14 protein-coding genes are annotated in these 14070 nt (G+C 66.0%); 10 read left to right on the top strand and 4 right to left on the bottom strand.

The genetic code is table 11. The annotated features are described in order from the left end of the window. Positions 1 to 45: 45 nt before the first annotated feature. Positions 46 to 780: a 16S rRNA (uracil(1498)-N(3))-methyltransferase gene (locus tag A7D17_RS01125; RefSeq protein WP_064507396.1), complete on the bottom strand. Its 735-nt coding sequence runs from the start codon at positions 778 to 780 to the stop codon at positions 46 to 48. Beyond that, positions 771 to 2189 carry an adenosylmethionine--8-amino-7-oxononanoate transaminase gene (gene bioA / locus A7D17_RS01120; RefSeq protein ID WP_064507395.1) on the bottom strand — a complete coding sequence of 473 codons (1419 nt, stop codon included), beginning with the start codon at positions 2187 to 2189 and terminating at the stop codon, positions 771 to 773. Before bioA ends, A7D17_RS01125 begins: the two co-directional genes overlap by 10 nt. A 41-nt stretch (positions 2190 to 2230) precedes the next feature. Here bioA and nudE point away from each other — a divergent pair, with 41 nt between their 5' ends. The 8 genes from nudE to gcvH all read left to right on the top strand — a co-directional run bounded on the left by nudE (position 2231) and on the right by gcvH (position 8300). Continuing rightward, on the top strand, positions 2231 to 2779 hold the full coding sequence (gene nudE, locus A7D17_RS01115; protein ID WP_064507469.1) for an ADP compounds hydrolase NudE: 549 nt from the start codon (positions 2231 to 2233) through the stop codon (positions 2777 to 2779). Further along, the gene (gene cysQ / locus A7D17_RS01110; RefSeq protein ID WP_064507394.1) at positions 2776 to 3576 is read left to right on the top strand and encodes a 3'(2'),5'-bisphosphate nucleotidase CysQ; all 801 of its coding nucleotides are present in this window, start codon (positions 2776 to 2778) and stop codon (positions 3574 to 3576) included. Before nudE ends, cysQ begins: the two co-directional genes overlap by 4 nt. A 178-nt stretch (positions 3577 to 3754) precedes the next feature. Next, a complete protein-coding gene (gene mazG / locus A7D17_RS01105; RefSeq protein WP_064507393.1) occupies positions 3755 to 4612 on the top strand; it encodes a nucleoside triphosphate pyrophosphohydrolase in 858 nt (285 codons plus the stop codon). Then, positions 4609 to 4944, top strand: coding sequence for a YnfA family protein (locus A7D17_RS01100; RefSeq protein ID WP_064507392.1), 336 nt, complete (start codon positions 4609 to 4611; stop codon positions 4942 to 4944). Before mazG ends, A7D17_RS01100 begins: the two co-directional genes overlap by 4 nt. Before the next feature lie 151 nt (positions 4945 to 5095). Then, complete coding sequence (locus A7D17_RS01095) at positions 5096 to 6061, top strand: SPFH domain-containing protein (protein WP_064507391.1); 966 nt, start codon at positions 5096 to 5098, stop codon at positions 6059 to 6061. Positions 6062 to 6064: 3 nt separating this feature from the next. Then, positions 6065 to 6499 carry an NfeD family protein gene (locus tag A7D17_RS01090; protein WP_064507390.1) on the top strand — a complete coding sequence of 145 codons (435 nt, stop codon included), beginning with the start codon at positions 6065 to 6067 and terminating at the stop codon, positions 6497 to 6499. A gap of 155 nt (positions 6500 to 6654) precedes the next feature. Then, entirely contained in the window at positions 6655 to 7764 is a 1110-nt protein-coding gene (gene gcvT / locus A7D17_RS01085) for a glycine cleavage system aminomethyltransferase GcvT (protein WP_064507389.1), read from the top strand. A 140-nt stretch (positions 7765 to 7904) separates the two neighbouring features. Continuing rightward, positions 7905 to 8300: a glycine cleavage system protein GcvH gene (gene gcvH / locus A7D17_RS01080; RefSeq protein WP_064507388.1), complete on the top strand. Its 396-nt coding sequence runs from the start codon at positions 7905 to 7907 to the stop codon at positions 8298 to 8300. 428 nt (positions 8301 to 8728) lie between these two features. Here gcvH and A7D17_RS23820 read toward each other — a convergent pair whose 3' ends face one another. Continuing rightward, a complete protein-coding gene (locus A7D17_RS23820) occupies positions 8729 to 9067 on the bottom strand; it encodes a hypothetical protein (RefSeq protein ID WP_153041868.1) in 339 nt (112 codons plus the stop codon). Between the two features lie 223 nt (positions 9068 to 9290). On the opposite strand from A7D17_RS23820, the gene A7D17_RS22315 reads away from it, so the two are divergent. Next, positions 9291 to 9746 (top strand): hypothetical protein, encoded by a 456-nt coding sequence (locus A7D17_RS22315; RefSeq protein WP_029218708.1) that lies wholly within the window; start codon positions 9291 to 9293, stop codon positions 9744 to 9746. A 1051-nt stretch (positions 9747 to 10797) separates the two neighbouring features. Here A7D17_RS22315 and A7D17_RS01070 read toward each other — a convergent pair. Beyond that, positions 10798 to 12177 (bottom strand): serine hydrolase domain-containing protein, encoded by a 1380-nt coding sequence (locus A7D17_RS01070; protein ID WP_064507387.1) that lies wholly within the window; start codon positions 12175 to 12177, stop codon positions 10798 to 10800. 337 nt (positions 12178 to 12514) lie between these two features. On the opposite strand from A7D17_RS01070, the gene A7D17_RS01065 reads away from it, so the two are divergent. Next, entirely contained in the window at positions 12515 to 13885 is a 1371-nt protein-coding gene (locus tag A7D17_RS01065) for an NTP/NDP exchange transporter (protein ID WP_064507386.1), read from the top strand. Positions 13886 to 14070: the final 185 nt, after the last annotated feature.

Below are 14070 nucleotides of genomic sequence, written 5' to 3'. Positions count from 1 at the left end.
CCGCACTGCGCGTCAGCGAACGCGATGTCCTGCAAGTTCTCGAAGCTACAGGTCGCCGAACCGCGCCTGCAACGCGGCGATGGCGGCCAGCCCGGCGGTCTCGGTGCGCAGGATGCGTGGACCCAATTGCAGGCCGGTGAAACCGGCATCGGCCAGCGTGGCGCGGTCGCGTGGCGACCAGCCGCCTTCAGGCCCGATCGCCACGATCAGCCCCTGGTCGACATCTGCACTCAGCGTGCTCAGGCGATGCTCGCCTTGCGGGTCCAGGGTCAGCCGCAGCGCCTGCGGGTCGCAGGCCTGCGCTGCCTCTTGCAAGCCAAGCGGCGCAGCGACGGCCGGTATGCGCGCGCGGCCGGATTGCTCGCACGCGGACACCACCACGCTGCGCCAATGCGCCACGCGTTTTTCCAGGCGTGCCGCATCCAGCTTGACCTCGGTGCGCTCGGCATTGACCGGCACGATGGCCGCAACACCCAGCTCGGTCGCCTTCTGCAGGATCAGGTCCATCTTCTCGCCGCGTGCGATGCCCTGCAGCAGGGTGATCCGCAACGGCGATTCGTTGTGCAGCGGCTCGACACGCTCCACCCGCGCACGCGCCTCGCGCTTGCCGGCCACGCTGATACGGGCGTGGTAATCGCTGCCGTCGCCATTAAATAGAATGCAGGCATCGCCCTCGCGCAGTCGCAGCACACGTAGCAGGTGATTGGCGGACTCTTCGGGCAGGGTGACGTCCTGGTCGCACTGCAGCGGCAGTGCCACATGCGAGCGGGTCAGGCGCATGCAACGGCCTCCTCGATGGCGTGGCGGGTGGTGGCCGCCAGCAACGCGAGTTGCGTCTCGTCCACGCAATACGGTGGCATCCAGTACAACACATCACCCAATGGTCGCAGTACCACCCCGCGTGCCAGCGCTGCGCGATACGCCTTCAGCCCGACCCGTGCCGCTGCAGGGAAGGGCGTGCGCTTGTCGCCGCCCTGGGTCAGCTCGAACGCCACGATCATGCCGGCCTGGCGCACGTCCGCCACCGCCGGGTGTTCGCCGATCTGCGCAGCGAGCGCGGTCATGTGGGCAGCGGTGTGTTGATTGCGCGCAATCACGTCGTCGTCTGCGAAGATCTGCAGGGTCGCCAATGCGGCCGCGCATGCGAGTGGATTGCCGGTATAGCTGTGCGAATGCAGGAACGCGCGTTCGCGCGAATCGTCCAGGAACGCGTCGTACACCGCCTGGGTGGCCAGCACCGCCGCCAACGGCAGGAAGCCGCCGGTCAGACCCTTGGACAGGCACAACAGATCGGGCATCACCCCGGCCTGCTCGCAGGCGAACAAGGTGCCGGTGCGGCCGAAGCCGGAGGCGATCTCGTCCGCAATCAGGAACGCGCCATGCGCATCGCACAATTCGCGTGCGCGACGCAGGTAGGCCGGGTGATACATGCGCATGCCGCCAGCGCACTGCACGCGTGGCTCCAGGATCAGCGCGCAGATCTCGCCGGGCGAGCGTTCGAACACTGCCTGCAACGCATCGGCGGCCTGCAGCGCGTACTCCTCTGCGCTCTGGCCGGGCTCGGCCAGGTAGGCATCGGGCGAGGGCGCAAAGATCGATTCCAGCAGCAGCGGTGCGTAGACGCGCCGGTACAAGGGAATGTCGCCCACCGACAGCGCGCCGATGGTCTCGCCGTGGTAACCGTTTTCCAGCGCGATGAAACGCGTGCGGCCGTGCTCGCCGCGGTTATGGAAGTAATGGAAGGCCATCTTCAAGGCCACTTCCACGCCGGCGGAGCCATTGTCGGCATAGAACACCTTGGATAGCGGCGCGCGCCCGGGCTGGCGCGGTGCGATCGCCAACAGGCGCTCGGCCAGCTGCACTGCCGGTGCGTGCGTGAAGCCGGCCAGCATCACCTGTTCCAGCGTGCCGGCCTGCTGCGCGATGGCTGTGCCGATACGCGGTTCGGCATGGCCGAACAGGTTGGTCCACCAGCTACTGACCGCGTCCAGATAACGGCGGCCATCGTGGCCGATCAACCAGGCGCCCTCGCCGCGGGCGATCGGCACCAACGGAAGCGTGTGCGGGTGCTCGCGCATCTGCGTGCATGGGTGCCACAGCACCGCAAGATCGCGTTGTCGCCAATGATCGGCAGCTTCGGAGGCTGCCGGGTCTGCTAGGATTTCGGGCTCATGAACATGTCGATGCATCCGCCTATTCTATCGGCCCGCTCCGCGGCTGCGTGCTGCGCATGAGCCCGCGCCTGCCGATCATCCACAAGACCACCGATCTGGGCGAAGGGCCGTTCCGGCGCCAGCAGCTGGATCTGGAATTTTCCAACGGCCAGCGCCGCATCTACGAACGCCAGCTCAGCCAGGGCCATGGCGCGGTGGTGGTGGTGCCGATGCTGGACGCACAGACCGTGCTGCTGGTGCGCGAGTACGCCGCCGGCGTGCACCGCTACGAGCTTGGCCTGGTCAAGGGCCGCATCGATGCCGGCGAGACACCCGAGCAGGCCGCCGACCGCGAGTTGAAGGAAGAAGCCGGCTACGGCGCGCGCCAGGTGCAGGTGCTGCGTGCGATGACGCTCGCTCCTACTTATATGAGTCACCAATCGTGGCTGGTGCTGGCGCGCGACCTTTACCCCGAACGCCTGCCCGGCGACGAGCCGGAAGAGATGGAAGTGATCCCCTGGCCGCTGGCACGCCTGGACGAGTTGATGCTGCGCGACGATTTTTCCGAAGGCCGCTCGCTGGCGGCACTGTTCATTGCGCGCGAATGGCTGGAGCGCAACCCATGATCCGCATCCCGATGGAGTTGCGCGAAACCGTGATCGCCATCGCCCGCGAGGCCGGCGATGCCATCATGCAGGTGTACGCACAGGACTTTGCGGTCCAGATCAAGGACGATGCCAGCCCGCTGACCCTGGCCGATCTGGCCGCCAACCGCGTCATCGTCGAAGGGCTGCGCCGGATCACCCCGGACGTGCCGGTGCTGTCGGAAGAATCCGCGCACGTGGCATGGGCGGAGCGCCAGTACTGGACCAGTTACTGGCTGGTCGATCCGCTCGATGGCACCCGCGAATTCGTCAAGCGCAATGGAGAGTTCAGCGTCAACATCGCACTCATCCACATGGGCGCGCCGGTGCTGGGCGTGGTGCAGGCACCGGTGGATGGCCGGGTCTGGTACGCCGCGCGCGGCGAGAACGCCTACCGCCGCGACGGCGATCGCGACGAGATGCTGCATACGCGCACGCCGGCTGCGTCACCGCTACGGGTGGCGGCCAGTCGCTCGCACCGCGATGCACGCACCGCCGCCGCGCTGGAGCGCATGGGCGAGATCGACGTGGTGGCACAAGGCTCGTCCCTGAAGTTCTGCCGCATCGCCGAAGGCGATCTGGATGTCTACCCACGCTTCGGCCCAACCTCCGAATGGGATACCGCCGCGGGGCAGTGCGTGCTGCACGCCGCCGGCGGCGTCCTGCTGGCCGGCGCCAGCGGCAAACCGTTCCGCTACAACCGGCGCGATACCTTGCTCAATGGCGATTTCATCGCGCTGGGTGACCCCAATCTGCCGTGGCGCGATTGGCTGGCATGAGCGTGGCCATCGGTCGTGCGCGTTGCGCGCGGCTGGTAGGCAGGGTCGTCATCGGCTGACCGCGACACGTCGGCGGCGTCCTCGCGTGGCATCGGGTGGGGCGATCGCCGATGCAGCGCACCGCGCCGGTGGATCGCGGACCGCGCCTTCTCTCCGCATCCCGTTTCAGGAATCCAGCATGTCCCAGACTCCCTCCGCCGGCGATATCCAAGGCCTGCTGCAGTTGATGGCGCGCCTGCGCGACCGTGAGCATGGGTGTCCCTGGGATGTGCAGCAGACCTTCGCCAGCATCGCCCCGTACACCATCGAAGAGGCCTACGAAGTGGCCGACGCGATCGATCGCAACGACCTGCCGGGACTGCGCGAGGAACTGGGCGACCTGCTGCTGCAGGTAGTCTTCCACGCGCAGATGGCGGCCGAGCAGGGCGCATTCGGGTTTGCCGATGTGGTCGCCACACTCAGCGACAAGCTGGTGCGTCGCCACCCGCATGTATTTGCGGCGCAGGCAGCCGATGACGCGCAGGCGGTCAGCGCCAACTGGGAGCAGATCAAGCGCGATGAACGCCGCGCCGCCGGGCACCAGGACGACTCGGCGCTTGCCGGCATCGCCCGCGGCCTGCCGGAGTGGCAGCGCTCCACCAAGCTGCAGTCGCGCGCGGCGCGGGTCGGGTTCGACTGGCCTGGCCCGGCGCCGGTGCTGGAAAAACTGCAGGAAGAAATCGAAGAGCTGCGGGTGGAATTCGCACGCGGCCCGGTGGCCGACAATCAGGCGCGCCTGGAAGACGAACTCGGCGATGTCCTGTTCGTCTGCGCCAATCTGGCGCGGCATGCCAAGGTCGACGTGGGCGCCGCACTGCGGCACGCCAATCTGAAATTCGAACGGCGCTTCCGCGCGATGGAGGCCCGCGCGCAGGCGCAGGGCACCGCACTGGACGCGCTCTCGTTGAGCGCGCAGGAAGCCTTGTGGCAACAGGTCAAGCGGGACGAAGCGGCCGCAGCCCCGATGCCCGATCCCGACCCTGTGGCACGCCGATGAACTCCGCGCTGGGCACGCTGCTGCTGTTCGTCGCCACCGCCGTGGCCGAGCTGGTGGGCTGCTACTTACCTTATCTATGGCTGCGCAAGGGTGGCAGTGGGTGGTTGCTGCTGCCCACCGCGCTGAGCCTTGCCTTGTTCGTATGGCTGTTGAGCCTGCACCCCACCGCCAGCGGACGCACCTACGCGGCCTACGGCGGGGTCTACATCGCCAGTGCGCTGCTGTGGTTGTGGTGGGTGGACCGCATCACGCCCACACGCTGGGACCTGCTCGGTGCTGGCTGCTGCCTGTTGGGCATGGCGGTCATCATGTTCGCGCCACGCACCGCCTAAGCCGGGTAGGCGCTGCTCGCGCACGCCGGCCGACGCCGGTGCGCAACGGCAGGGGCGGCGCCGCACAGCCTGGCCCGTTGCCGCCAGTGTGGTGTGTGCAGCGGGTGCATACTTCGCGCAGGACCGACTCGTCACTGCAAAGGGGCTGCACATGTTTCCAACTTCGTTTCTGGCCATCGCCGTGCTGGTGGCCGGCGTCATCGTGTTGTTCAAGACCGTGCGCATGGTGCCGCAGGGATTCCAGTGGACGGTGGAGCGCTTCGGCCGCTACACCCACACCATGAGCCCCGGGCTGCACTTCCTGGTGCCGGTGGTCTACGGCGTGGGCCGCAAGATCAACATGATGGAACAGGTGCTCGACGTCCCCAGCCAGGACGTCATCACCAAGGACAACGCCGTGGTACGCGTGGACGGGGTGGTGTTCTTCCAGGTGCTGGATGCCGCCAAGGCCGCCTATGAAGTCTCCAACCTGGAGATCGCCTCGATCGCGCTGGTGCAGACCAACATCCGCACCGTGATCGGCTCGATGGACCTGGACGAATCGCTGAGCCAGCGCGAAACCATCAACGCCCAGCTGTTGAGCGTGGTCGACCAGGCCACCAATCCGTGGGGCATCAAGGTGACGCGGATCGAAATTCGCGACATCCAGCCGCCGCGCGACCTGATCGACTCGATGGCGCGGCAGATGAAGGCCGAGCGCGAAAAGCGCGCGCAGATTCTCGAAGCCGAAGGCTCGCGGCAATCGGAGATCCTGCGTGCCGACGGCGAGAAGCAGGCCGCCGTGCTCGAAGCCGAAGGCCGCAAGGAGGCTGCCTTCCGCGATGCCGAGGCACGTGAGCGGCTGGCCGAGGCCGAAGCCCGCGCCACCCAGGTGGTGTCCGATGCGATCGCCAACGGCAGCGTGCAGGCGATCAATTATTTCGTCGCACAGAAATATGTGGAGGCGTTCAAGGCCCTGGCCACCGCACCCAATCAGAAGTTCGTGCTGATGCCGATGGAATCCAGCGGCATCATCGGCTCGATCGCCGGCATCGCCGATCTGGCGAAGGAAGCGTTGGCCAAGCCCGATGCCGCCGGCGTACGCGTGCCGCCGATGCCGCCGCGCGCGGGAGTCTGAGCCATGCGCTGGGATGTGGTGGTATGGGCGGTGCTGGCGCTGCTGTTGATCGCCGCCGAGACCTTGGTACCGGGTGCATTCCTGCTGTGGATGGGGATTGCCGCGGCGGCGGTGTGCGTGCTGGTGCTGGCAGTGCCGGGCATGTCGCTGCTGGTGCAGATCGTGGCGTTCGTGCTGCTCAGCTTCGTGTCGGTGCAGGTCTATCGCAGCTGGTTTCGCGGCAAGGGGCGGCAGAGCGACCGCCCCTTGCTCAACCGGCGCGCCGAGCAATTGATCGGCCGGCGCGTGCTGCTCGATCAGCCCATCCACGATGGCCGCGGTCGCGCCAAGGTCGACGACGCGTTCTGGGTGGTCAGCGGTCCGGAGCTGCCGGCCGGCGCACCGGTGCGTATCGTCGGTGTGGATGGCATGACCTTGCTGGTGGAAGCGGCCGGCTGATTCGTGTGCAGCTGTCCCGTGCTGCGCTGGATGCTGCAGTGCGGGGTGGCAGTGTCAGGCGAATCTGCCTTTGAGTCCGGCTGTGCGTATGCACGGCTTCCCCGCAAGTGCGGCCGGGCGGCGATAATGGGCGTCTTTCCCTTGGACCGGCGCTCATGACCCAGAAGACCATCCTCAACGACACCCATCGTGCGCTCGGCGCCAAGATGGTCGACTTCGGCGGCTGGGACATGCCGATTCACTACGGCTCGCAAATCGACGAACACCACCAGGTGCGTCGCGACGCCGGCATGTTCGACGTCAGCCACATGACCGTGGTCGACCTGCACGGGGCGCGCGTACGCGAGTTCCTGCGTTACCTGCTCGCCAACTCGGTGGACAAGCTCAAGGTCGCCGGCAAGGCGCTGTACACCTGCATGCTCAACCCGCAGGGCGGGGTGATCGACGACCTCATCGTCTATTTCATGCGCGAGGATTTCTTCCGCCTGGTGGTCAATGCCGCCACCCGCGAAAAGGACTTGCAGTGGATCGGCGCGCAGGCCGCGCGCTTCGAGGTAAAGGTGGAAGAGCGCGGCGACTTCGCGATGGTCGCGGTACAGGGCCCCAACGCGCGTGCCAAGGTCATCGAGTTGCTGGACCCGGCCGACACCGCGGCTGCGAGCAAGCTCGGCCGTTTCGCCGCGCTGCAGACGCGCTCGCGCGATGGTATCGACCTGTTTCTTGCACGCACCGGTTACACCGGCGAAGACGGTTTCGAAATCGTGCTCCCGCAGGACGCGGCGGTCGCATTCTGGAATGCGTTGCTCGCGCAGGGCGTCAAGCCGGCCGGCCTGGGCGCGCGCGACACGCTGCGATTGGAAGCGGGCATGAATCTTTACGGTCAGGACATGGACGACGCGGTCAGTCCGTTTGAGGCCGCGCTGGCCTGGACGATCGCACTGGATGAAGGCCGCGACTTCATCGGCCGCGGCGTGCTCGAATCGCAAAAGGCGCAGGGCGCCCCGCGCCAGATGATCGGCGTGGTGATGGACGAGAAGGGCGTGCTGCGGCACGGCCAGACCGTGTTCACCGCGGCCGGCCAGGGCGAGATCCTGTCCGGGACCTTTTCGCCCACGCTGGGCAAGGCGATCGCTTTCGCACGCGTGCCGGCCGGCAGCATCGACGACCTGCGCGTGGACATTCGCGGCCGCCAGGTGCCCTTGCGCGCGGTGAAGTTTCCGTTCGTGCGCGAAGGCCAGGCGCAGCCCGGCGTGCTTGGCGAATGAGCCGGGTGATGTCGGCTGCAGACCAGTCGGCATCATGTAACCGCATGCAACCCAGCCATACCGACGCGCGTGCACCTGTCTCATCGCGCGGTCTAAACTAGCCACCTGTCCCCAACCCCAAGTTTCCCCGGAGCACACCCATGAGCGAGATTCCTGGCGACCTCAAGTTCCTCAAATCCCACGAGTGGGCCCGCGTCGAAAGCAACGGCCGCGTGACCGTCGGTATCTCCGACCACGCACAGGGCCTGCTGGGCGACCTGGTCTACGTCGAACTGCCGGGCGTCGGCGACACCGTGCAGGTCGGCAACGGCGCGGCGGTGGTCGAGTCGGTCAAGGCCGCCTCCGACGTGTATAGCCCGGTCAGCGGTACCGTGGTCGAGGTCAACAGCGCGCTGAGCGACAAGCCGGAGACCATCAACGAAGACGCCTACGGCGACGGCTGGATCTTCGTCGTCGAGATCGACGACAAGGACCAGCTCAACGACCTGCTGTCGCCGGACGACTACGCCGAGCTGCTCGAAGACGACGACCACTGAGTCCACCTCGTCTGCCGCACTACCGATGGCCGCTCCCCGAGCGGCCATTTTTTTGGGCGGAAGCGGTGCGCGATGCGCGCGCCGGAGCGTGATCGAGTGGGCAATCGGACCCGCGCGCTCGGATCGACGCCATCGCTGCGGCCGGTGCTGCCGCACGACGAGCTTCGCGCTTGCGTGCATCGTCGAAAGCACTCCGCGGCAGCAGCCGGATGCCGCGTCGGATTTCTGGCGTGAGTCAGTCGTGAGGGTCTGGCGTGCGCTCGGTGAAAACTTTTGTCGGCGACGATGCGCGTCGACGATCCTCTCCACCTCGCGCGCGTTGCCGTCGACCTCGCGCAAGAGTGCATGCATGGCGATCGAATGACGCAATAAGTTTGCGCATTTCTGCTTGTGCGACGCCGGAAGTGGAGTTGGCGGATAAAAAATTTTCAGCTGGCGGACAGGCGGCGGGCGATGCCGCAACGCATGCCACGCTGTGCCGGCAATGCGGCGGCTCCAGCCGCACGGTTTTTCATCGCTTGCAGAAAACAGCGGAAAAGAAGTGCTTTTTTGAAAACGCCATCGTGCTGGTGCGCGCCACGCACATGCCGCGCCTGCCGCGCACGGCGCACTTGCGCGGCGTCGATGCCGCACGTTGCGATGGCCGGCTGAAAAAAAATTGCAAAAGAGTGTTGACAGTAAAAAAAAGCGTGATTAGGTTTCGCCCAGCAGACATTGCTGCGAAAGAGAGTGAGCAGAATCGACACCAAGCCGACCAGCTTGTTCAAGACGTCCACCGAAGCACGATCGATGGTGGAGTCGGGTCCGCTTCCCTCCAAGAAAACAGCAGTCGTCCCGATCACGCACCCGTGTCGCCGTTCGATGCGGGTGTTTCTGTATCCGTCCCGTCGCGCATCACCTGCGGACGGTTCCCGACGACGGCATGCCGGCGCGGGGTTTGGTTCAACTGGGCGTTTCACCTCCATAGTTCACTGACGAGGAGCCAATTACATGGCCACTAAAAAAGCTGCGAAAAAGAAACCCACTGCCAAGAAGGCAGTGAAGAAGACCGCCGCCAAGAAGGCGACCAAGAAGGTCGCGAAGAAGGCAACCGCCAAGAAGGCAGTGAAGAAGACTGCTGCCAAGAAGGCCGTCAAGAAGACTGCCAAGAAGGCAACCGCCAAGAAGGCAGTGAAGAAGACTGCGAAGAAGGCAACCAAGAAGACTGCCGCCAAGAAGGCAGTGAAGAAGACCGCCAAGAAGGCGACCAAGAAGACAGCCGCCAAGAAGGCCGTCAAGAAGACTGCCAAGAAGGCAGTAGCGAAGAAGGCAACCAAGAAGGCGGCTACCAAGAAGTCCGCTGCCAAGAAGCCTGCCGCGAAGAAGGTCGCCAAGAAGAAGCCGGCCGTTCGCAAGAAGAAGGCCGCTCCGGTCGCGCTGCCTGCAACCCCGGCGCCGCTGATCTGATCTGCAACAACCGATCGCCGTAAACATCGAGCTCTCTCCCCGACGCCCAGCGGGGAGGGAGCTTTTTTATTGCGCGGCCCTCAGATCGATTGCAGCGTGCGGAGTGTTGGCGATGGGCCGATCAGGGTTCGTAGCGGCGGCGCGTTACGCAAGCCGAGGCTGCTGGCTGCTGGCAGATGCCTTTAGGACGCAGCTGGGTTGAGGGCGACGCGCGATGCCTGCGCCGGCTGTATCTACCGGCAACACGACATCTGCGGCAGTCGCGCCGCGCAACATGCGCAGGATGCCCAAAGCGCCAGTGGCTGGCTGCTGTTTCGCCGGCTACGCCGCAGCCGCAGCACAGTACAGGCGAGCTGCAGCATGGCCCGGATTGGCAGCGTGGTCAGAGCTAAAGAACCGCCAGATCTGCGGCACAGCCAGCCTTTTCTGAGCGCGGCCTTGGTCGATTTCCAGCGTATCGGTCGCTTCGCGCAGCCGGAGATCGATGTGTGTCGTCTTCCTTCACCGGCCTGCGGGGGAAGGTGCCCGGAGGGCGGATGGGCGGCGTGGTGACCGCGCTCCGCCGAGCGGCTGCAACCGTCTCCACGGCTGCACTGTGCGACGCCGCGAGAGCGCAGCCAGGCTCGCGCGCTGAGGAGTGTATCGATTTACTGTTCCACGCCTGTGGCTGCGGCAGCAGACGCGCAGTCTGGCCGCGCATCGGTCAGGCCATCTTCCCCGAGTTGAAGCATTGCGATGCCTCGGCGTTGCCATTCCCGCATTCCAGATGCGCACGTGGCCGGACCGAACCGGAAGCGGAGCCGTACTGCATCCGCTACGCATGCCGATGCAACGCCCTGTCGTCCATCCGCGCATTCGTCCGCTCCGATGGGCGCAGATCGGATGCCATCCATTCCTGCACCGCAGACGCATCGCGTCGCGCGTTTCTCGCATCGTCCTGCGCTGCAACGTGGGGCGGCCCGCGACTGGTGCGTAGGCGGTGCGCCGGGCAGAAACGACACAGGCGGCCGAAGCCGCCTGTGTGTGAGTCAGTGCCGGCGCACTGGTGGGCTCAGCGTGGCGAAGCCACCGACTTGCCGGACGAAACACCCTTGCCGGCCGGATCGGGTTTGTCGGCCAGCATGTTCTCGCTGCCGAAGTCGCCATCCACATCGATATCCAGCCAGCGCTTGGCCGGCAACCCAAGTGCGCGGTCCAGAATGGTCGGCATCATGCCGGAGGGCAGGCCGCTTTCGCCATTCCACATGATCGCGATGCCCAGGTCGCGCTCGGGCAACAGGGCGACCAGGCCGCGATAGCCCTGCACGGCACCTGCGTGGAAGACCACCTGGTGACCGGCGTAGTCGAACACACGCCAGCCCAGCGCGTAGCTGGCGGCATCCACGCGCTCGTGGCGCCAGCCCGAGCGCATTTCGCCCGGGGTGGAGATCAGCGGTGCGTGCAAGGTGGCCAACAGCGGGGCGGGCAACACATCGGTGCGATGGCCGGTATGCGCGAGCAGCCACTGCGCCATGTCGCTGGCACTGGCATTGACGCCGGCAGCCGGTGCCAGGCGGTAGTAGGTGGGCTTGGGCGTCAACGCCACCCAGCCGTTGCGGCTGCGCACATGTGGGCGTGCCCAGTGCGGGCTGGCCTGGATGCCGGCCAGGCCCATGCTGGCATCGTTCATGCCCAGCGGTTTGAAAATGCGGCGCTCCACCGATTGCTCGTAGAAGCTGCCGGAGGCGGCAAACACCACATCGCCAACCAGACTGAAAGCGACGTTCTGGTAGGCATAGCAATCGCCCGGCGCACAGCGCAGCGGCGCGGCCGCCAGCTTGTGGCTGAGCGAGTAGTAATCGGCGTTGGACTCGATGTCGCGGTCGTAGGCATTGCGGGTCAGGCCGACGCGGTGGCTGAGCACTTCGGCGACGGTGAGCTGGCGGGTAGCCGCGTTGTCGCTGAGCTGGAAGCCCGGCACATAGTCGACCACCTTGCTGTCCCAGCGCAGCACGCCGTCGTTGACCAGCAGGCCGGCCATGGTGCCGGCGAACGCCTTGGACAGAGAGGCCAGGCGAAACACGGTGTGGGCGTCGACCGGTTGCGGATGATTGACGTCGGTCACGCCATAGCCGCGCGCGCTGAGCACCTTGCCGCCCTGCACGATGGCCATCGCCATGCCGGGCACGCGGTTGCCATAGGTCAGCTGGTCGGCCATCGATTCGAATGCCGCCACGTCGAAGCCGGCGGCTGGCGCCAACACGCTGCTGGCCGGCAACGACGCGCGGTACGCCAGTGGGGCGGTGGGAGACTGCGCGATGGTGGCCGGCTGCAACGCGTTAGCAGTGGGCGCAGGCGTCTGTGCCGTGGAAGAGAGGGCCAGAGGCAATAACGCCCCAAGCAGCCCGATGGCCAACGGACGGAACCGTCGGCGCCTGCGCATTTCTGTCATGGTTGTCCCGCCTGTTCCACTGCCTTCGGCGATTCTAGCGCCGCGCTTCGCAATAGCACAAACTGCCAGAAGATGAATGGGCATCATATTGATCCTATTGACGATTTTGATTCAGAAATCCGGTCGCTGCGCATGCCTGGACCGCAGCCGATGACCTGCGCGTGGGCCTGTGCGCAAAACGCTGCAAGCGGCGTGCCGGGCGATGGCGCCATGGCATTCGCGTCCTGCTGCCGCTGGTCGTGCTGCGCTGCATCGGCTAACTTGCGCGCTCCTCCGCCGGGTGCTGTGACTGCCATGTTCTTGCTGTCGGGCTCGTTCGTGCGGGGATGCTGACGCCATGACGCACTCGCCTGCGCCGCGTTCTGCGCTTGGTCGGCTAAGCGCAGCACTGCGCAGTTCGCCGCCGCTGGCGTGGTCGTTCCTGTATTTCTTCTGCCTGCTGAGCGGCTATTACGTGTTGCGCCCGGTGCGCGAGGCGATGAGCGCCTCTGCGGATGTGGAAGCGATCTTCCCCACCGGCATGATCGCGTTCTTCGCCGCACACGGCATGCCGCTCAAGGACTTCACCTTGCAGGTGCTGTTTACCTGCACCTTCCTGATCATGGTGCTGGTGCAACCGCTGTACGGTGCGCTGGTCAGCCGCTACCCACGGCGTGTGTTCCTGCCGGCGGTGTATGGCTTCTTCATCGCGACCTTGCTGTTGTTCTATGTGCTGTTCGACAGCGGCGTGCCTGGTCGCGGCATGGCGTTCTTCCTGTGGGTGACGGTGTTCAACCTGTTCGCGGTGGCGGTGTTCTGGAGCTTCATGGCCGATGTCTTCAGCAATGCCGAGGCGCGCAACTACTACGGTTACATCGGTGCGGCGGGCACGCTGGGCGCGTTTCTCGGGCCGATCCTCACCCGCACCCTGGTGGAGCGGATCGGCATCGCGCATCTGATGCTGGTCTCGGCCGGGTTTCTGACGGTGTGCGTGGTGTGCGTGCTGCGGCTGCGGCTGTGGGCGGTGGCGCGCGAGCAGCAGTTCCGGTTGGATTCGGGCGAAGTGCCCATGGGCGGCGACGTGTTTGGCGGGCTCAAGCTGATCATGCGCGAGCCGCTGTTGCGCTGGCTGGCGCTGATGACCCTGTTGGGCGTGGGCGTAGGCACCTTGCTCTATAACGAGCAGGCTGCGTTGGTCCGTCGGCTGTATACGGATGCGGCGGCCAGCACGGCGTATTACGCCAGTATCGATCTGGCGGTCAACGCGCTGACGCTGGTGCTGCAATTGCTGGTGACGCGCGCGCTGTTGTCGCGCTTCGGCATTGCGCCGGCGCTGCTGATTCCGGGTGTGGCCATCACCCTGGGCTACGCCGTGCTGGCCGCCTCGCCGTTGCCGATGATGATCGCGATCGTGCAGGTGATCACGCGCTCCAGCGAGTTCGCGCTCGCCAAGCCGGCACGCGAGACGCTGTACACGCGGGTCAATCGGCAATGGCGCTACAAAGCCGGTGCGGCGATCGATACGGTGATCTACCGGGGCGGCGACCTCAGCTTCGTGTGGATCCACAAGCTGGTCTCGGCCTTGGGCTCCAGTGCGGTGTTTGGCGTCGGCCTGCTGGCGGCGGCGGGCATGACCGTCGGGGCGTTTGGCTTGTTGCGGCAAGCGCGCAAGCTGCCTGCAGAGCGCGATGCGGCTGTGGAGCAGACCCCGGCCGGTTCGCAGCGCTGATCGATGGCGTAGCGTGCGGCCTTGCCGGTGGCGCAGGCAGATGGATAACCAACATCTGCGCCCCATCCTGGCTGCGGTTGTGCGCGCAGGTCACGCCCATGCATCGGATTTGTCTGCGTTGCCAGGGTCCATCGGACGTTGCCTGACCACGGTTGTGGGCGCCGATGTCTTGCCGGGCCTCTCGG

Source organism: Xanthomonas floridensis (genome assembly GCF_001642575.1).
In the GTDB taxonomy this organism is placed as follows: domain Bacteria; phylum Pseudomonadota; class Gammaproteobacteria; order Xanthomonadales; family Xanthomonadaceae; genus Xanthomonas; species Xanthomonas floridensis.
Note: the sequence above shows the minus strand (reverse complement) of the source record. Positions and strands in the feature narration are given on the sequence as shown.